This window comes from Brevibacterium gallinarum (assembly GCF_014836885.1).
GTDB classification, from domain to species: Bacteria; Actinomycetota; Actinomycetes; order Actinomycetales; family Brevibacteriaceae; genus Brevibacterium; species Brevibacterium gallinarum.
This window is the reverse complement of the sequence record NZ_JACSPY010000003.1, coordinates 148,406-167,380: the sequence shown is the minus strand read 5'-3', so window position 1 is coordinate 167,380 and position 18,975 is coordinate 148,406. Positions and strand designations below refer to the sequence as shown.

The 18,975-nt window shown below is 67.1% G+C and carries 16 protein-coding genes; 7 read left to right on the top strand and 9 right to left on the bottom strand.

Features of this window, described 5'->3' with window-relative positions; all coding sequences use genetic code 11:
* Nucleotides 1-112 precede the first annotated feature (112 nt).
* The 4 genes from dusB (at nucleotide 113) to H9634_RS04895 (ending at nucleotide 5,522) form a co-directional block, all read left to right on the top strand.
* On the top strand, nucleotides 113-1,285 hold the full coding sequence (gene dusB / locus H9634_RS04910; protein ID WP_191725633.1) for a tRNA dihydrouridine synthase DusB: 1,173 nt from the start codon (nucleotides 113-115) through the stop codon (nucleotides 1,283-1,285).
* Nucleotides 1,282-2,574, top strand: coding sequence for a deoxyguanosinetriphosphate triphosphohydrolase (locus H9634_RS04905; protein ID WP_191725632.1), 1,293 nt, complete (start codon nucleotides 1,282-1,284; stop codon nucleotides 2,572-2,574). Before dusB ends, H9634_RS04905 begins: the two co-directional genes overlap by 4 nt.
* Entirely contained in the window at nucleotides 2,574-4,577 is a 2,004-nt protein-coding gene (dnaG, locus tag H9634_RS04900) for a DNA primase (protein ID WP_191725631.1), read from the top strand. The genes H9634_RS04905 and dnaG overlap by 1 nt, the downstream gene beginning before the upstream one ends.
* A 147-nt stretch (nucleotides 4,578-4,724) precedes the next feature.
* Complete coding sequence (locus tag H9634_RS04895; protein ID WP_191725630.1) at nucleotides 4,725-5,522, top strand: HAD hydrolase-like protein; 798 nt, start codon at nucleotides 4,725-4,727, stop codon at nucleotides 5,520-5,522.
* A gap of 89 nt (nucleotides 5,523-5,611) precedes the next feature.
* Here H9634_RS04895 and H9634_RS04890 read toward each other — a convergent pair whose 3' ends face one another.
* Nucleotides 5,612-6,568, bottom strand: a complete 957-nt coding sequence (locus H9634_RS04890; protein WP_191725629.1) for an NAD(P)-dependent oxidoreductase — start codon at nucleotides 6,566-6,568, stop codon at nucleotides 5,612-5,614.
* A gap of 98 nt (nucleotides 6,569-6,666) precedes the next feature.
* Between H9634_RS04890 and H9634_RS04885 the strand changes: the two genes are divergently transcribed.
* From H9634_RS04885 to H9634_RS04875, 3 genes are read left to right on the top strand one after another with little or no spacing between them, the layout of a single operon-like run.
* Nucleotides 6,667-7,344 carry a TetR/AcrR family transcriptional regulator gene (locus H9634_RS04885; protein ID WP_191725628.1) on the top strand — a complete coding sequence of 226 codons (678 nt, stop codon included), beginning with the start codon at nucleotides 6,667-6,669 and terminating at the stop codon, nucleotides 7,342-7,344.
* Nucleotides 7,345-7,349: 5 nt separating this feature from the next.
* Nucleotides 7,350-9,053: an MDR family MFS transporter gene (locus H9634_RS04880; RefSeq protein ID WP_225210593.1), complete on the top strand. Its 1,704-nt coding sequence runs from the start codon at nucleotides 7,350-7,352 to the stop codon at nucleotides 9,051-9,053.
* Nucleotides 9,054-9,079: 26 nt separating this feature from the next.
* Nucleotides 9,080-10,045, top strand: coding sequence for a D-2-hydroxyacid dehydrogenase (locus H9634_RS04875; protein ID WP_191725627.1), 966 nt, complete (start codon nucleotides 9,080-9,082; stop codon nucleotides 10,043-10,045).
* A gap of 30 nt (nucleotides 10,046-10,075) precedes the next feature.
* Here the strand turns inward: H9634_RS04875 and glpK are convergent, their stop codons facing one another.
* The 8 genes from glpK to H9634_RS04835 form a co-directional block, all read right to left on the bottom strand.
* Nucleotides 10,076-11,572, bottom strand: coding sequence for a glycerol kinase GlpK (gene glpK / locus H9634_RS04870; protein WP_191725626.1), 1,497 nt, complete (start codon nucleotides 11,570-11,572; stop codon nucleotides 10,076-10,078).
* 3 nt (nucleotides 11,573-11,575) lie between these two features.
* Nucleotides 11,576-12,994 (bottom strand): glyceraldehyde-3-phosphate dehydrogenase, encoded by a 1,419-nt coding sequence (locus tag H9634_RS04865; protein ID WP_191725625.1) that lies wholly within the window; start codon nucleotides 12,992-12,994, stop codon nucleotides 11,576-11,578.
* 68 nt (nucleotides 12,995-13,062) lie between these two features.
* Entirely contained in the window at nucleotides 13,063-13,398 is a 336-nt protein-coding gene (locus tag H9634_RS04860; protein ID WP_175294880.1) for an antibiotic biosynthesis monooxygenase family protein, read from the bottom strand.
* Between the two features lie 66 nt (nucleotides 13,399-13,464).
* On the bottom strand, nucleotides 13,465-14,208 hold the full coding sequence (locus H9634_RS04855; protein ID WP_191725624.1) for a fructosamine kinase family protein: 744 nt from the start codon (nucleotides 14,206-14,208) through the stop codon (nucleotides 13,465-13,467).
* Complete coding sequence (locus H9634_RS04850) at nucleotides 14,205-14,837, bottom strand: DNA-3-methyladenine glycosylase (protein WP_191725723.1); 633 nt, start codon at nucleotides 14,835-14,837, stop codon at nucleotides 14,205-14,207. Before H9634_RS04850 ends, H9634_RS04855 begins: the two co-directional genes overlap by 4 nt.
* Nucleotides 14,834-15,889, bottom strand: coding sequence for a YhjD/YihY/BrkB family envelope integrity protein (locus H9634_RS04845; protein ID WP_191725623.1), 1,056 nt, complete (start codon nucleotides 15,887-15,889; stop codon nucleotides 14,834-14,836). Before H9634_RS04845 ends, H9634_RS04850 begins: the two co-directional genes overlap by 4 nt.
* 78 nt (nucleotides 15,890-15,967) lie before the next feature.
* The gene (ppk2, locus tag H9634_RS04840; protein WP_191725622.1) at nucleotides 15,968-16,957 is read right to left on the bottom strand and encodes a polyphosphate kinase 2; all 990 of its coding nucleotides are present in this window, start codon (nucleotides 16,955-16,957) and stop codon (nucleotides 15,968-15,970) included.
* Between the two features lie 87 nt (nucleotides 16,958-17,044).
* A complete protein-coding gene (locus H9634_RS04835; protein ID WP_225210592.1) occupies nucleotides 17,045-18,877 on the bottom strand; it encodes an AMP-dependent synthetase/ligase in 1,833 nt (610 codons plus the stop codon).
* Nucleotides 18,878-18,975 lie beyond the last annotated feature (98 nt).

Sequence of the window (18,975 nt, the reverse complement as noted above, 5' to 3'; positions counted from 1 at the left end):
ACGACCGGGTGCCCGGGCACCTGTCCACCGCAGCCGATTCAGCCGATGCCAGGCGTCCACACCCGCGGCGATTCCGGTTTGACTGTCTGGGGATAATAGGGTGGTGACGACCATGACCACGACCTCTCTGCAGACCACCGCCGCACCGGCGCTGCGCATCGGCAACATCGAGCTCGACTCGCCTGTGGTGCTCGCCCCGATGGCAGGCATCACGAACACCGCCTTCCGCCGCCTGTGCCGCGAATACGGCGCCGGACTCTACGTCACCGAGATGGTGACGAGCCGTGCGCTCGTCGAACGCTCTCCCAAGAGCATGCGGATCATCCACCACGAGCCCTATGAGGTTCCGCGCTCCGTCCAGCTCTACGGCGTCGACCCCGTCACCATCGGCCAGGCTGTGCGGATGCTCATCGACGAGGACCGCGCCGACCACATCGACCTCAACTTCGGCTGCCCCGTCCCCAAGGTCACCCGCAAAGGCGGCGGTTCAGCGCTGCCGTGGAAGCTCGACCTGTTCACCGACATCGTCACCACTGCCGTGCGCGAAGCCAGCCGCGGGGACATCCCGCTGACGATCAAGATGCGCAAGGGCATCGACGCCGACCACCTCACCTACCTCGACGCCGGCCGGATCGCCGCCGAGGCAGGTGTGGCCGCGATGACCCTGCACGGCCGCACGACTGCCGACCTGTACTCCGGCACCGCCGACTGGGAGGCGATCGCCCGGCTCAAGGACCTCATCGGCGATGCCGTGCCGGTGCTGGGCAACGGCGACATCTTCGCTGCTGAGGACGCTGTCGACATGATGGCCCAGACCGGCTGCGACGGTGTCGTCATCGGCCGCGGCTGCCAGGGCCGGCCGTGGCTGTTCGGCGACCTCGCCGCAGCACTCAACGGCAGCGATGAGCGCATCCGCCCGAACCTCGGCCAGGTCGCCGATGTCGTCTACACCCACGGTGTCTACCTCACCGAGTACTACGACGACGAGTTCTACGGCGTGCGCGACCTGCGCAAGCACATCGCCTGGTACTTCAAGGGCTACCCGGTCGGCGGGCAGGCCCGCCGCAGTCTCGCGATGGTCTCCTCCCTGGCCGAGCTGCGCGGACTGCTCGACGAACTCGACCGCGACGCACCGTATCCCGGTGCCGATGCCGAGGGCTCGCGCGGACGCACCACCCGCCCGAAACGGCCCCACCTGCCTGAGGGCTGGCTCGACTCGCGGGAGATGAACCCGGAGCGCTCCGCAGAGCTCGCCGAGGCCGAACTCGACGTCTCAGGAGGATGAGGGTGGTCCAGACGCAACTCCAGGTGGCCGAGTACTCCGAGCACGACCGCCAGCGCTGGGTCGCCGAACCGGCGAAGAACCCCCGCCGCACCGACTTCCAGCGCGACCGGGCGCGTGTGCTGCACTCCTCGGGCCTGCGCCGGATGGGCGCCAAGACTCAGGTGGTCTCACCGGGCACCGACGATTTCGTGCGCACCCGCCTGACCCACTCCCTGGAGGTCGCGCAGGTCGGCCGCGAACTCGCCCGCTACCTCGGCTGCGATCCCGAGATCGTCGATACCGCCTGCCTCGCCCACGACCTCGGGCATCCGCCGTTCGGGCACAACGGCGAAGCGGTGCTCGACGAGGTCTGCGCCGACATCGGCGGGTTCGAAGGCAACGCCCAGACCCTGCGGGTGCTCACCCGGCTCGAACCCAAGGTCCATGCCGCAGACGGCACCCCGGCAGGGCTCAACCTGACCCGCGCCACCTTGGATGCGTGCACGAAGTACCCGTGGCCGCGTGCGGAATCACCGGTGGCGAAGAAGACCGGCTCACCGGTGACGAAGTTCGGCGTCTACGACGACGACCGGGCCGTGTTCGACTTCTTCCGCGCCGGCCGCCCGCTGGGTCAGCGCTGCATCGAAGCCCAGCTCATGGATCTGGCCGACGACATCTCCTATTCCGTCCACGACGTCGAAGACGCCGTGTTCTCCGGCCACCTCGACCTGTTCGCCTACCAGAACGACCACGCACTCGCAGGTCTCATCGACATCACCCGCGCCTGGTATCTGCCCGATGCCCGCGACGAGGACATCATGAAGGCGCTCTCGCGCCTGCAGGCGGCCAGCTACTGGCCGGCCGAACCCTATGACGGATCACGGCGCGCCCAGGCCAGCCTCAAGCACATGACCAGCCAGCTCATCGGCCGCTTCGCCGGTGCCGCCGAAGCCGCCACCCGCGAGGAGTTCGGCTGGGAGCCGCTGGGCCGCTACGACGGCAACCTCGTCGTCCCCGAATCCACCCGCTACGAGATCGCTGTGCTCAAGGGCCTGGCCACGGTGACCGTGATGGTCGCCGAAGACCGTCTGCGCCTGCAGCGCATCCAGGCGCGTGTGCTCACGCAGCTGTGCGAGTACTTCAGCGAACGGCCCGAGGACATGGAGCGGATGTTCTACCTCGACTATCAGGAGGCCGAAGACGACGGGCAGCGGCTGCGGGTTGTCGCCGACCATGTCGCCAGCCTCACCGACCACTCCGCCTGGGCGGCCTACCACCGGATGCAGGCCAGCGAAGCGAGCCTGCTGTAATGGCCGGGCTGATCCTGCGCGAGGACATCGACGAGGTCCGCTCCCGGGCACGCCTCGACGACATCATCGGCGAGTACGTCACGCTGCGCAGCGCAGGAGTCGGCAGCATGAAGGGACTGTGCCCCTTCCATGACGAGCGCACGCCGTCCTTCCACGTCCGCCCGCAGGTCGGCATGTACCACTGCTTCGGCTGCGGTGAGAGCGGCGACGTCTTCACCTTCCTGCAGAAGATCGACGGACTGACCTTCACCGAGGCCGTTCAACGGCTGTCCGAGCGCGTCGGCGTGCAGCTGCGCTACGAAGAGGGCGGAACCGGGCCGGACAAGGAGGCGATCGGCCAGCGCCAGCGTCTCGTCGACATGCACCAGGTCGCCCAGGCGTTCTTCACCGAGTACCTTGACAGCCCTGAGGCGCAGATCGGCCGGCAGTACCTCACCGACCGCGGCTTCGACAAGCAGGTCTGTGAGACCTACGGCATCGGCTTCGCCCCCAGATCCTGGGACGCGCTGCTCAAGCATCTGCGCGGGCGCGGCTACAACACCGAGGACATCATTGCCTCGGGCCTGGTCAGTCAGGGCAACCGCGGCATCTACGACCGGTTCCGCGGCCGGCTCATGTGGCCGATCAACGACGTCACCGGCAGGACCGTGGGCTTCGGTGCCCGCAAGGTCTTCGACGACGACCAGGGACCGAAGTACCTCAACACGCCTGAGACAGCGCTGTACCGGAAGAACCAGGTGCTCTACGGCCTCGACATCGCCAAACGGCCGATCGCCCGCAGCAAGCGCGTCGTCATCGTCGAAGGCTACACCGACGTCATGGCCGCCCACCTCGCCGGTGTTGAACAGGCCGTCGCGACCTGCGGCACCGCGTTCGGAACCGAGCACATCAAGCTCATCCGGCGGCTGCTCGGCGACGACTCGGCGCACTCCGGTGAGGTGATCTTCACCTTCGACGGCGATGAGGCCGGCCGGAAGGCGGCCCTCAAGGCCTTCGAAGACGACCAGAAGTTCGTCGCCCAGACCTTCGTCGCCATCGCCGAAGACGGTATGGACCCCTGCGATCTGCGCATCCAGAAGGGCGATGCCGCCGTCAGGGCGCTCATCGAATCGCGCCGGCCGCTGTTCGAGTTCGCGATCACCTCGACGATCGAGCGCTTCGACCTCGACACCGCAGAGGGCCGGGTCGGTGCCGTACGGGCGGCAGCCCCGATGGTCGCAGGCATCCGCGACAGCATGCTCAGGCCGGAATACGAGCGCTTCGTCGCCGGTGCCGTCGGTGTGGACACCGCCGATGTGCACGCCGCTGTGCGCGCGGCCGGACGCAGGGCGGCAGCCGGCGGGCCCGGCGGTGGGCAGCAGAGCGCCCGCGAGCAGCGCAGCCAGTACCCGCAGCAGCAACAGCGGCAGCAGCCTCAGCAGCCCCCACCGGGACCGGGCAGTCCGTACGGGGATCCTGCTGGGCCGCCGCCGGGCAGTCCCGCCGATCAGACGGGTGCTGAGATCGCCGCCTACGAGCAGGAGTTCTCCGGGGCGCCGGCGAACACACCGAAGCTGCGGATCGAACGCGGTGCACTCCAGGTGGCGATGCAGCAGCCGCAGTACGTCAACGCCACCCTCTTCGACGGGCTCAACGGCAAGGTCTTCTCCCACCCGGCCCACCGGGCGGTGCATCAGGCGATGAAGGACGCCGGCGGCATCCGCACCGCGATCACCGATCCAGCCAGCTGGCCGGAGAAGGTCCTCAACGCCGGCCCCGACCAGCTGCGCGGGCTCATCGGCGAACTCGCCGTCACCCCGCTGCCGGCCACTGACGGGCAGGGCGTCGAACGCTACTCACGCGGCATCATCGCCAGCCTGTTCGACGAGGACATGACCCGCATCGCCCGCGAACTGCACTCCCGGCTATCCCGCACCGACCCCAACGACCCGGCAGCGACGAAGCTGCTCGAACAGCTCCAGGTGCTTGAGCGTCAGCGGGCGCGCCTGCGGGCATTGATGTAGTGGTCTCGTGTCACCATCGACAGAGGCGTACTTAGTCGCACAGGGCACCGCCACGACACGCGGCACGTACTGCAAGCTTTCGTTCCTGCGAGACGCCGTGCGGGGCGGGATGACGTGGAGCCCCGAGATGCTCGCGGAGGTGAACCGGTGACCGCCGTCTCTCCGCAGACGCTTTTTATCGACCTCGAGGGCACGGTCTACACCCGTGAGGGGGTCGTTCCGCGTGCGCCGGAGACACTCGACGAGCTCCGAAGCGCTGGGCACAATCTGCGCTTCCTCACGAACACCGACTCGGTGGCCACGTCCACGATCGTCCAGCGGGTGCACGACCTCGGCCTCGACATCGGCCCTGAAGAGGTCTTCACTCCGGTGACCGCTGCCCGCGTCCTGCTCGCCTGGGAGGACGACGTGCGGGTGCTCGCACTGACGAGCACCTCGGTCGCCGCCGAGCTCTCCGAGCAGCTCACCCTGGTGGACGCGGCCGCGTCACCGACGCATGTCGTTGTGGGGGACGTGCGTGACAGCCTCGACCACGGGCTCCTCGACGCTGCGTTCGGTGCGCTGCACGCCGGGGCAGCCCTCGTGGCGTTGCAGCGCGGACGCTTCTACCTCAGCGGAGGGGTGGCGCACATCGACACTGGTGCCATCGTCGCTGCCCTAGAGTACGCGGCGGGCGTGACCGCCCAGGTCGTCGGCAAGCCCAACTCCGCGTTCCTGCACCTCGCGGGCGCGACCGTCGACCCCTCGCGGTCGTCCGACGCGACGTGGGCGATCGGCAACGACCGTACGACCGACATCCCGATGGGCCGGGCCGCAGGTGCACGCACCGTTCAGGTCCGGACCGGCAAGTTCGCGCTCCAGGATGACGAGCCGCATGCCGGCGCCGACCACACGGTGGACTCTGTCGCGGAACTGCCTGCTCTCATTCGGGGCGTGCTGGCGTGACCGTGTTCTAGATCATGTGCCCGGCTGCGGGCACTCCTGTGAACCAGCCGGCGCCTCGGGAACGGCGGCCAGCCGCGCCGGGGGAGTGATCAGTCGATGACGTGCGCCGGTGTGCGGCCGGCGGCGTGCTCGAGGAGATTCTCGACCGCTCGGGAGAAGACGCGGCTGACTGTATCGCGGGTCTGCGCCCCGGCATGCGGGGTGGTCACGACATTCGGGGCATCGAGCAGCGGATGACCGGCGATGTCCGGCTCGCCGGTGAACACATCGAGACCAGCACCGGCCGTGTGCCCCGAGTGCAGCGAGGCCACCAGCGCTTCCTCATCGACGATGCCGGCCCGCGAGAGATTCAGCACGATCGAACCGGTGGGCATCGCCGCGAGCTGTTCGGCGCCGATGAGGCCGTTCGTCTCCTCAGTCAGCGGCACGTGGATCGAGAGCACATGAGCCAGCGGCAGCAGATCGTCAAGGGCCATGAACTCGATGCCGAGCTGCTCTTCGACCTCCGGTGGCTGGCGGAAGACGTCGAAGTAGACCAGGCGCATGTCGAAGGCGGCCAGCCGGGCAGCCAGCAGCCGGCCGATGTGGCCGAGTCCGATGATCGCAGCAGTCTTGCCTGAGAGCTCGATCGAGGAGTGCAGCCAGCGATTCGGCGTCCACTCGCCGGCATGCGTGGCGGAGTTGAGTCCCGGCAGGTGGCGGGCACAGGCCAGCAGCGAGGCGACGGCGAGCTCGGCGACGGCCACCGAGTTCGCACCCGGCAGGTTCGCGACGGTCACGCCTGCCCGGCGTGCGGCGTCGAAGTCGATGCCGTCGGTGCCGGCGCCGACGCGCTGTACCATCTTGAGCTTCGGGGCGCGGGAGAAGACGGCCTCGTCGAGGACGCCGGCGCCGTTGAGGATGTACTCGGTGCGGGCCAGCTCTTCATCAGAGGGCGCGGTGCCTGCGGGGATGATGAGCTCGGCTCCGGGGGCGGGGGTGAACGCGTCGCGCAGCAGTGACAGAACCTCGGGGTCCTGCTCGCCGATCCAGATTGCGGTGATCATGGTCCCATCACAGCACCCGAGGGTGAACAGAAGTGAAATAGTGCACGCTGTGCAAAGTTGCGCTTGACGTAAAGTTGCACTGGGTGCAAAATCTCTATGTGAGCACCACCGAAACCGAAAGCCTCCGCGACCGCAAGACCCGGCTGACCCGCCGGGCCATCCATGTCGCTGCCGTCAACCGCGTCCTGGAGGACGGCCTGGAGCAGGCCACCGTTGCGCAGATCGCCGATGACGCCGGTGTATCCGCACGCACCTTCTTCAACTACTTCGCCTCGAAGGAGGACGCGATCGTCGGCATGACCGACGTCGTCATCGACACCGACCAGATCGAGGAGTTCCTCAAAGTCGACCCGGTGGGAGCGGATCTTGCTGAGGACGTCGCCCGGCTCATCTACGGCACGTATCAGCTGACCTTCAACTCCGATGACGTCGTCCTCAAACGCCGCCAGATCCTCGCCCGGTACCCGGCGCTCATGCGCCGCCAGTTCGAGAAGAACGAGGCCTTCGAGCACGCCGCCGCCGAGGTGGTCGCCGCCCGGCTGCGCCGCGGGGACACCGACTTCGGCGGTGCCCACGGCACACCGGAGGAGCTGGCGCTCATGCTCGTGCAGCTGTGCGCGGTGCCGCTGCGCTTCGCGGTGCGCACCGTGATGCAGTCCGAACCGGAGCAGATCGCCGACCCGGACTTCTCCAAGGAGACATTCGAACGTTCCATTCGGCTGTTCCGCTCGGTTCTGGCCGGAACACAGACACCTCAGAAGGGAAATGGTAAGTGAGGCGCATGGCAAAGGACGTGACCCCGCCGCATACGGCAGAAGCTGAGTTCGCAGGCCACCGCGCGCCTGCACCCGCTGACAGCCGTGCCGCGACGTCTGCTGCCAGCGGCCCAGCCGACAACGGTTCGGGCATGACGACCGGTGCGATCCTGTGGGTGTTCGCCGCCCTCATGGTCGCGATGTTCATGTTCTCGCTCAACCAGACGGTGCTGGCCACCGCCCTGCCGACGATCGTCGGCGAACTCCACGGCGTCGATCAGATGCTGTGGGTCTCGACAGCCTTCATGCTCGCATCGACGATCATGATGCCGATCTACGGCAAGATCGGCGATCTGTTCGGCCGTAAGCCGCTGTTCATCTTCGCGATCTCGATGTTCATGCTCGGCTCCGTTTTCGCCCTCCTCGCCCAGGACATGTCCTTCCTCATCATCGGGCGTGTCTTCCAGGGCATCGGCGGTGGCGGCATGATGATCCTCTCCCAGGCGATCATCGCCGCGATCGTGCCCGCCCGTGAGCGCGGCAAGTACATGGGTGCCATGGGTTCGGTCTTCGCTGTGTCCTCAGTTGCCGGTCCGCTCATCGGCGGCTGGCTGACCGAGGGGCCGGGCTGGCGCTGGAACTTCGCGATGAACTTCCCGCTCGGCATCTTCGCCATCATCGCCGCGATGACCCTGCTCCGTGTTCCCGACACCCGTCCCGAGGTGCGCCCGCGCATCGACGTCGCCGGCATGGCGCTCATCGCCGTGTTCACCTCCGCCGTCGTGCTCATCGCCGCCTGGGGCGGCCACCAGTACGAGTGGACCTCACCGGTCATCCTCGGCCTCGGCGTCGCTGCGCTTGTCGCCGGCACCATCTTCGTCTTCGTCGAACGCCGGGCGGCCGAACCGATCATCCCGATGTCGCTATTCCGCGACCGCAACTTCGTGCTGTCCACCATCGCCGGGCTGACGATCGGTGTGGCGATGTTCGGTGTGCTCAGCTACATGCCGACCTATCTGCAGATGGTCCACGGTGTCGACGCCGCCCGTGCCGGCCTCATGATGGTGCCGATGATGGGGTGCATGCTCATCGTCTCCACCGGCATCGGATTCGTCGTCGCCCGCACCGGCCGCTACAAGTTCTACCCGATCATCGGCATGACCCTCATCGTCACCTCCCTTGTGCTCATGTCCCAGCTGCGGGCCGACAGCCCTGCCTGGACGACGATGATCTTCCTCGCCATCATGGGCTCGGGCCTGGGCCTGAGCATGCAGCTGCTCGTCCTCGTCGTGCAGAACTCCTTCCCCGTCGAGATGGTCGGCACCGCCACCGCCTCGAACAACTTCTTCCGCCAGATCGGGGCCAGCTTCGGCATGGCGATCATCGGCTCGCTGTTCACCAGCCGCCTGATGTCGAACCTGACCGAGAAGCTCAGCTCCGTCCCCGGTGCCGATGCCAGCGGACTGCACGCCAACGAACTGACACCCGAAGCGCTGTCCCAGTTGCCGACCGCAATCCAGGACCTCATCATCGGCGCCTACAACGATGCACTCGTGCCGCTGTTCCTGTGGGCGGCCCCGCTGCCGGTGCTCGGACTGCTCGTGCTCTTCTTCATCCGCGAGAAGCCGCTGGCCACCCGGATCGAACGCGCGCAGGCCCGTCCCGGCCAGCAGACCCGGTCTACGATTGACACCGAGGCCGACTCTGCTGCGCAGAAGCCGGCCACCTGAACAGCCGACCGCTTGGAGGACCGCCCATGACCGTCCTGACGATCCTCACCGCCCCTGACAAGAAGCGCCCAGCGCACTTCGACCGCCTGATCGACGAGGCCAGCGACGTGCGCTGGGTCGAAGCCGATGAGCTGGCCGCCGCGCTGCCGGGCACCGAGGTGCTGCTCATGTGGGACTTCTTCTCACCAGCGCTCAAGGACGCGTTCAGCAGTGCTGACCGGCTGAACTGGATTCACGCGGCATCGGCCGGGGTCGACTCGCTCATGTTCGATCAGCTGCGCGACTCCGAGGTCACCGTCACCAACGCCCGCGGCATCTTCGACCAGCCGATCGCCGAATTCGTGCTTGCCTTCATGCTGCACTTCGCCAAGGACTTCCCGACCTCGCTGGCCCACCAGCGGCAGCGGATCTGGCAGCACCGCGAATCCCGCGACCTGGCAGGCTCGCATGCGATGATCGTCGGCACCGGGTCGATCGGCCGGGCGATCGCGACCACGCTGCGCGCCCTCGGTGTGCACGTCACTGGGGCCGGCTCCCGCGCCCGAGGCGGGGATCCCGACTTCGGAGAGATCATCGCCAGTGCCGATCTCGCTGAGCATGTCGCAGGCGTCGACTGGCTCATCAACATCGCGCCGCTGACGGAGCACACCACCGGGATCATCGATGCAGCCGTGCTTGAGGCGCTGCCTGAGAGCGCGCATCTTATCAATGTCGGCCGCGGTGCGAGTGTCGTCACCGACGATCTGGTCGCTGCGCTGGACTCCGGACAGATCGCTGGTGCCGGTCTCGATGTCGTCGACCCGGAACCGCTGCCGGAGGACAGCCCGCTGTGGCAGATGGGCAATGTCGTCATCACTCCGCACATGAGCGGTGACTCCGCCGGCTGGTCAGACCGCTTAGCTGAGCAGTTCATGGCGAACTGGGATCGCTACCGGGCAGGGGAGCAGCTGTTCAACATCGTCGACAAGGCCAAGGGTTACGCCGCTGGCTGACTCGGCCGGTGGGGGACGGACGGCTGCAGGTCAGTCCTCGACCCAGCCGAGGGACCGCTCGATCGCCTGGCTCCACCGGCTCAACAGCTGCTGCCGGTCCTCTGCGGTGATCGACGGCTGCCAGGAAGCATCGGCCTGCCAGTAGCCGGTCAGCTCGTCGAGAGAGCCGTACACTCCGGCACCCAATCCGGCGGCATAGGCGGCACCAGCGGCGGTGGCCTCGATGATCTGCGGCCGGACCACCTCGCAACCGGCGATATCGGCCTGGAACTGCATAAGGATGTCCGAGGCGCACATGCCGCCATCGGCGGCGATCCGGTTGATCGTGTACCCGGAGTCGCGGCGCATGACATCGAGCACCTCGGCAGTCTGGAAGGCCGTGGCCTCCAGGGCTGCCCGGGCGATGTGCCCACGGCTGGTGAAGCGTGTCATGCCGATGAGCGCCCCGCGCGCGTCTGCCCGCCAGTGCGGGGCGTAGAGACCGGAGAACGCCGGGACGAAGTAGACATCGCCGTTGTCGGATACCTCCGAGGCCAGGACGTTGACCTCATCGGCGGTGCGGATGAGCCCGAGGTTGTCGCGCAGCCATTGCACAAGCGCACCGGCTACCGCGATCGAGCCCTCGAGCGCGTACTGCAGCGGCTGACCCTCGATCTGGTAGGCGACGGTGGAGACGAGCCCATTGGCTGAGCGCCGGATCTCCTCACCGGTGTTCGTCAGCAGGAAGCAGCCGGTGCCGTAGGTGTTCTTCGTATCGCCGGGGGAGAAGCGGCACTGGCCGAAGGCGGCTGCCTGCTGGTCGCCGAGCACCCCGGCGATCGGCACACCGGCCAGCAGCTGCCCGGCTGCGATCGTGCCGAAGGTCCCGACCGATGGCCGGATCTCCGGCAGGCAGGCGGCGGGAATGTCGAGCAGCTGACACATCCGCTGTGACCACTGGCCGGTGGACAGGTCCATGAGCAGGGTGCGGGAGGCGTTGGTGACGTCGGTGACGTGCACGCCGCCGTGGACCCCGCCGGTGAGGTTCCACAGCAGCCAGGTGTCGATGGTGCCGAAGAGCACCTCACCTGCCGCGGCGCGTTCGCGCAGTCCGTCGACGTGGTCGAATAGCCAGCGCAGCTTGATGCCGGAGAAGTATGTGTTGACCGGCAGCCCGGTGATCTCGGCGATCTCCTCAGCGTGCTCGCGCAGCTCGGCGACGTACTCGCCGCCGCGGGTGTCCTGCCACACGATCGCGTTGTGCACCGGCTGGCCGGTCGCCGCCTCCCACACGACGGTGGTCTCACGCTGGTTGGTGATCCCGACAGCAGAGATGTCGGCGCTTGTCAGCGAGGCGGTGCCCAGTGCCTGGCCGATGACCTCTCGGCTGGTCCGCCAGATCACCCCGGCGTCGTGTTCGACACGACCGGCGGCCGGGAAGATCTGCTCGAACTCCTGACCGGCAGAAGCGACCGTGCGGCCATCTTCAGAGAAGATGACCGCACGCGTCGAGGTCGTGCCCTCATCAAGTGCGAGGACGTAGCCCATGGCTCAGCTGCGCTTCGGGAAGGCCGGGGTGTCGATGCCGGCCATATCGGCGATGCAGCGGACCACCTGGCAGGAGTAGCCGAACTCGTTGTCGTACCAGACGTAGACGACGGCGCGGTCGCCGTCGACGATCGTGGCCAGGCCGTCGACGATGCCGGCGCGCTTGGAGCCGACGAAGTCAGTCGAGACGACCTCCGGGGAGGCGATGTAGTCGATCTGGTTGCGCAGCTCGGAGTTCAGCGAGGTCTCCCGCAGGAACGTGTTGAGCTCATCGACCGTCGTCTCGCGTCCGAGGTTGAGGTTGAGGATCGCCATCGACACGTTCGGGGTGGGAACGCGGATCGCGTTGCCCGACAGCTTGCCCTTGAGCTCCGGCAGCGCCTTGGCCACGGCCTTGGCGGCACCGGTCTCGGTGAGCACCATGTTGAGCCCGGCGGCCCGGCCGCGGCGTGAGCCCTTGTGGAAGTTGTCGATGAGGTTCTGATCGTTGGTGAAGGAGTGGACGGTCTCGACGTGTCCGTTGCGCACACCGAATTCGTCGTTGAGGACCTTGAGCACCGGGGTGATCGCGTTCGTCGTGCACGAGGCAGCCGAGAGGATCGTGTCCTCGGGAGTGATGTCTGCGGAGTTGACGCCGTAGACGACGTTCTTGATCTCGCCCTTGCCCGGTGCGGTCAGCAGCACCTTCGACACACCCGGGCACTGGAGGTGCTTGCCCAGGCCCTCTTCATCGCGCCAGCGGCCGGTGTTGTCGACGACGATGGCGTTGTCGATGCCGTACTTGGTGTAGTCGACCGAGGACGGGTCATCGGAGTAGATGACCTGGATGAGCACGCCGTTGGCGCAGATCGTGCTGTTCTCCTCATCGACGACGATGTTGCCGTCGAACTTGCCGTGCACCGAGTCGCGGCGCAGCAGGGAGGCGCGCTTGACGATGTCGTTCTCCCCGCCGCGGCGCACGACGATCGCGCGCAGGCGCATGTTCGTGCCGCCGGCGCGGTCGACGAGGATGCGGGCGAGCAGCCGGCCGATGCGGCCGAAGCCGTAGAGGACGACGTCCTGCGGCGTGCTCTGCTCACCGTCGGCTGCGTCGACGACCTCGGAGAGCTGCTCACGCAGGTAGGCCTCGACGTCATCGCCGCCGGAGCTGCGGAAACCAGCGGCCATGCGGCCGAGATCGATGCGGCACGGGCCCAGATCCAGGCCGTCGAGCGCGGTGACCAGACGCAGCGTCTCATCCATGTCGAGCTCGGTGCCGTCGAAGTGACGGGCATAGCGGTGGGCCTTGATGATGCCGTTGACGGACTTGTTGAGCAGGCTGCGGCCGTAGACGGTCAGCAGCACCTCGTTGTTGCGGTAGAGACGGCCCACCAGAGGGATCATGTCCTCAGCGGCGCTCTGCTTCGAGGCCCACTCTGCCATTTTCGCGATCGTTGGATCAGTCACCGGAAATTCCCTTTCGAATCCTGTCACAGCTACTTCGCACAATCCTACTGGCCAGCGTCGCCGGTGCCGAACCCCGTGGCCTCGAGCGTTGTCTCGAACTCCAGCAGCTCAGCGCCGGTGGCCACCGGCTTCTTCTTCTCCGCACCCTCAGCATGGCTGCTGGCGAAGGCACGCGAGTTCTTCCAGCCCTCGTAGGCCTCTTCGCTGGCCCACTGCGTGTAGACGAACCACACCGAACGGTCATCGGTGGGCTTGAGCAGCGCGAACCGCTCGAAGCCCTCGAAGCTGTCGAGTCGTTCGATGGCCGGGGCGAACCGGTTGACGATCTCATCACCGGTCTCAGCCGGGACGGTCAGGGCGTTGATCTTGACAACGGACATTGGGGGTCCCTCTTCCTGGTGCGTGCGGGTGGAGGTGTGCTGCCCTCAGCCTAGACGACACCGGCTTCACAGATACCGCCGGGCGGCTGTGATGCTCGCCTGCCGGTAGCCGCCGCCGAAGAGCACCGCGTGAGCGTACAGGCCGAAGAACTGGTACAGCTCGATGCGTTCACGCCAGTCACCGCCGAGCGTCTCGACCGGGTAGACCGCAGCCCAGGCGTCGATGATCGTCTCCAGGTGCGGGGCACCGAAGAGGCTGAGCATCCCGAGGTCGATGAGCGGGTGGCCGGCCCAGGCAGCCGGGTCGATGAGAGCGGCCGTGCCCGAGGTGAAGAGCAGGTTGCCTGCCCACAGGTCACCGTGCACGCGGGCAGGCCGGGCACCGTCGTCGAAGGCGCCCGAGCCGATCCGCTCGATGAGCCGGGTGACCTCGGCCGGTGGTTCGGGGTCGTATCCGGCCAGGGACTCCAGGCGTGCTGCGTAGGCCTCACCGCAGCTGTCGGCTGGGTGTGTTGCGATCCTCAGCGGCTGGCTCAGCGGCCCGAAGTAGTAGGTGCCGACGCGCGGTGGATTGTCACCGAACCGTCCGGCCGGCGCCTGGTGGAGGGCGGCGAGCCGGTGGCCGAAGTCTGCTGCGGCCTCAGAGGTCGCAGCTGCTTCGGTGATGCGCTCCAGGGTCAGTGCGGTCTTGGAGACCTCGATGACTCCGGCGACTGCGACTGCACCGGGTTCGGCCAGCCATCGCAGCCCGGCGGCCTCGGTGGCGAAGAAGTCCGGTGGGACGTGGGTGCCGGTCTTGCGGAAGGTCATGGCCCTGCTTTCGTGACGTTGCGGCCGGGGACGAAGCGCGAGACGGTCGCATCTCCGGGGATCGAGTACCGCCAGGGGAAGGCGTCGGGATCACCGCCGGCCCCGGAGACCCCGACACGGGGGCCTGCGACATACTCGACCGGTTCGGCCGGCGGTGTGAACGACCAGCCGGCCGGCGCCTCGGGCACGGCCAGCGGCGCGCCGTCGGTGGCCGCGCTGGCGGCGAAGACCTGGCCGAGGCAGCCGGGCCCGCGGGCAAGCTCACGGTCGGTCACGCCGCCCCCGCGACGCCGGGTGCGCCGGGCGCGTGCCGCCTCGCGCCCGGTGACGACCTCGCCGGCGCGCAGCAGCACGGCGGCCGGGTCGCCGGGCTCCTGGCAGACGATGTTGAGCAGCCGATGCATGCCGTAGGACAGGTAGCAGTACAGGTGCCCCGGCGGGCCGAACATCGTCGCATTGCGCTCGGTGCGCCCGCGGAAGGCATGCGAGCCGGGGTCGTCGCTGCCGCCATAGGCCTCGACTTCTGTCAGCCGCACCGCGATCGCCATCTCACCGTCAGCGCAGGTGAGGATCCCGCCGAGCAGCTGCGGCGCGACGGTGTGGACGCTGCGGTCGAAGAAGCCCGTCAGCGGAACGTGTCGTGTTTGTCGGCCCAGCGGTTGAACCCGAGGATGGTGACGGCGATGAGGCTGCCGGCGACGGCCAGCGCGCCGATCGTCTCAGCGCTGCCCTGTGCCCGGGAGAGCTGTTCGCGGCTCTGGGGCGGGGCCGAGGCGATGGTGCCGAAGATCGGCTCATCATCGGCCGTGCCCATCCATGCGGCGACCATGAGGATGATGCGGGCGAAGACGTTCATCGAGAGCATGATCGCGATGACCGGGCCGAACAGCGCGGCCGTCGGTGAACCGGAGAACAGGTCGACGAGCAGGGTCGCGACGTTGAGCAGCAGGGTCAGTGCGATGGCGCCGAACAGCGAGCCGAGGCGCTTGGTGCGCTTGGGGATCGGATGCACCGGGATCATCGTGAACATGAACATGAAGATCAGCCAGGCGGAGAACAGCGTGATGATGATCGGGGTGATCGTCAGCACCGGGGTCACCCAGCCGGGCAGCTGCAGCCATTCGACGATCGTCGACTGCAGGCTCGCACCGATGATCGTCAGGCCGATCATCAGGCCGATGCCGATGAGCAGGCCGAGCAGCGTGATGATGTTCGACAGCACCCGCAGCACGAAGTTCTCCTGCGGCTTCTCGCCCATCTCCTTGCGCAGCTGGGCGCGGATTGCGTCTTTGAGGTTGCCGATGAAACCCTGCGCGGTGTACAGCGCGGAGATGATGCCGACGATGCCGACGGCCTGCCAGTTGTCGATGAAGTTCTGCAGCATCTCGACAAGCTGGTCCTGGCCGGGCGCGAACTCGTGGAGCTTCTCGGTGACGACGTCGACGAGTTCAGGCCTGACGATGTCGAGTACGAAGCCCAGCGCAGCGAACGCGAACATGAGCGTCGGTATGAGGGCGAGGACGAGGAAGTAGGTGATCGCGGCACCGAACTGGTTGCCCAGCCGCTGCCCGAAGCGCTGCAGCGTCGCCGTCAGGTGCACGACTGCGGGCCTGTTCATGAAGCTCTGGGCGCTGGCCGCCGCTGAGCTCGAGCTCACCAAGATCCGGTTGTCGGGTTCCATATCACTGCTTCCTCGAGGGGCTGTCTGACGGCAATGCTCCTGGTTCTGCGGCTCTGATGAGGAGCTATGTGAATGAGCTTAGTCCCCGCTGAGGGTCGTGGGAAACGTGTCGGCCGGAGTTTCGCCATCGTCATACATGTCGCGTGGAGAGCCGACGATGAGCGGATCAGCCGCCCGCGCCACCCGCTGGTCCTTGCCCGGGTAGTCGAATTGGTTGAGCACAAAGCGCATCGCTTCCAGACGAGCGCGCTTCTTGTCGTTGGACTTCACAACCGTCCACGGGGCGGCCGGGGTGTCGGTGTAGAAGAACATCGCGTTCTTCGCCTCGGTGTAGGCATCCCACTTGTCGAGGCTGGCGAGGTCGGTGGGGGAGAGCTTCCACTGCTTGATCGGGTCGGTCCGGCGCGCGCCGAACCGGTGCAGCTGCTCCTCGCGGCCGACGGAGAACCAGAACTTGATGATGTGCGTGCCCGACTGCACGAGCATGTTCTCGAACTCCGGGCAGGATCGCGTGAACTCCAGGTACTGCGTCGGGGTGCAGTAGCCCATCACCCGTTCGACCCCGGCGCGGTTGTACCACGAGCGGTCGAACAGCACGATCTCACCACCGGCGGGCAGATGCTGGACGTAGCGCTGGAAGAACCACTGAGTCGTCTCACGCTCGGTGGGCTTCTCCAGGGCGACGACGCGTGCGCCGCGCGGATTCAGGTGTTCGGTGAAGCGCTTGATCGCCCCGCCCTTGCCAGCGGCATCGCGGCCTTCGAAGATGATGACGATCTTCTGCTTCGTCTCCCGCACCCACGTCTGCATCTTCAGCAGCTCGATCTGCAGCTGGCGCTTCTCACGCTCATAGCGGCGCCGGGAGAGCTTCTGGTCATACGGGTAGCCGTGCTTCCAGGCCTCAGAGTCGCTTGAGCGGGACTTGAGCTTCTTCGACAGCTCGCGGATCTCATCGATCTCGTTGGCGAAATCGGGAACACCCTCAGGAGTGAGCTCGAAATCCTCCGTGCTGCCGTTGGCGGCTGCAGAGCCGGATGCCTTCGTCCCTGTGCTGCGATCATCACTCATATGGACATTCTAAAGGGCGGCTGCATCGGTGGGATGCAGCCGCCCCTGACAGCGGGCGCATTCGGATGCGCGCCGCCGGTGCGACAGTCAGTGACTCTGGCCGTTCGACGACGCGTAGATGTCGTCGATGACGTCAGCGAAGTCCTGGTCGATGAGGTGGCGCTTGACCGACTGCTTGGCCGACAGGTAGCCGTTCTGCTCGGTCAGCTCGGCTGGGACGATGCGGAATGCGCGGATGCTCTCAGCCTTCGAGACCTTCCGGTTGACGCGTTCGACGGCCTTCTCGATCGCGGCGTGGACGTCTGGGTGCGCTGAGGCCTCTTCGAGGTCCATCTTCGGCAGGCTGTGGTTCTCCAGCCAGGTCGGCAGCATCTCCGGATCGAGGAAGACGAGCGCTGAGATGAAGTTGCGGTTGTCGCCGATGAGCACCGGCTGGTGGATGAGCATGTGGCGGCGCAGCGCGTCCTCGATCGGGGCCGGTGCGACGTTCTTGCCCGACGAGGTGACGATGAGCTCCTTCTTCCGGCCGGTGATGCGCAGGTAGCCGTCCTCATCGAGGTCGCCGATGTCACCGGTGGCGAACCAGCCGTCCATGAAGTCCTTCTCGGTGGCCTCAGGGTTCTTCCAGTACTCGCGGAAGACGCACACGCCCTTGGCGAGGACCTCGCCGTCGGGGGCGATGGCCACCGCGCAGCCGGGCAGCGGCACGCCGACGGTGCCGATCTTCGACTTCGCCGGGATGTTGACCGTCACCGGGGCGGTGGTCTCGGTCAGGCCGTAGCCTTCGAGCACGATGAGGCCGACGCCGCGGAAGAAGTGGCCGAGATGCTCACCCAGCGGCCCGCCGCCGGAGATCGCGTGCGTGACCTGGCCGCCCATGACCTCGCGTAGCTTCGAGTACACGAGCTTGTCGAACAGCGCATGCTGGGCGCGCAGCGTCAGCGGCACCCGGCCGGCGTCGAGGGCCTGGGAGTAGCGCACGGCCACCGCCTCGGCGGCGCGGAAGATCTTCTGCTTGCCGCCGGCTTCGGCTTTCGACAGGGCGGCGTTGAAGACCTTCTCGAACACGCGCGGCACACCGAGGATGAAGGTCGGCCGGAAGCTGCCGAGTGCGTCGGTGAGCTTCTTGAGATCGCCCTCGTGGGCCAGCGTGCCGTCACCCTGGATGGTGACGACCTGGATGAAGCGGGCGAGCACATGGGCCAGCGGCAGGAACAGCAGGCAGCGGGCGCCGGGCCTGATGATCTCTCCGGCCTGATGGATGACGGCCTGGGAGGTGAGCACGAAGTTGCCGTGGGTGAGCACGCAGCCCTTCGAACGGCCGGTGGTTCCCGAGGTGTAGATGAGGGTGGCGACATCGTCCTGGGTTGCGTAGCTGCTGCGCTCCTTGAGCTCCTCATCGCTGATGTCCGCACCGTCGCGCAGCAGGCCGGCGATGCCGTCTTCGGTCCAGATCCAGATCGTCGGCTCGCGATCGGCGAGCGCCTCGACATCGCCGAAGGCCTCGCGGATGCGCTGTGCGTGGTCTTCGGACTGCACGAAGCCGCAGAACACCTCGGCGTCCTCGAGCATCCAGGCCAGCTGGTCACGAGACGAGGTGTCGTAGAAGGGGACGGTGACGCCGCCGGCGAACCAGATCGCGTAGTCGGCCAGGGTCCACTCGTATGCGGTCGAGCCGAAGATGCCGACCCGCTGGCCCGGCTGCACACCCGCGGCGATGAGTCCCTTGGCCAGCGCTTCGACCTGGTGGAGGAAGGCCCGCGCGGTGACGTCGATCCACTCGCCGTTCTGCTGCCGCGACAGCGCGATGCCATGCGGGTCCCGCGCTGCCCGGGTGATGAGCGTGGCCGGAAGGTTCGGTTCCGGATCGAACTCGAATCCACTCACCGGGGTGACGGACTGCATCATGGTCTCGGCCATTGGGCACATCTCCTTAGGGCGCTTTGCTGCAGAGGCATGATCGGCGTGAGCTCTCAGCGCCGATCTCAGCCTCAAAACTATCACGCATGTGTCCTGGA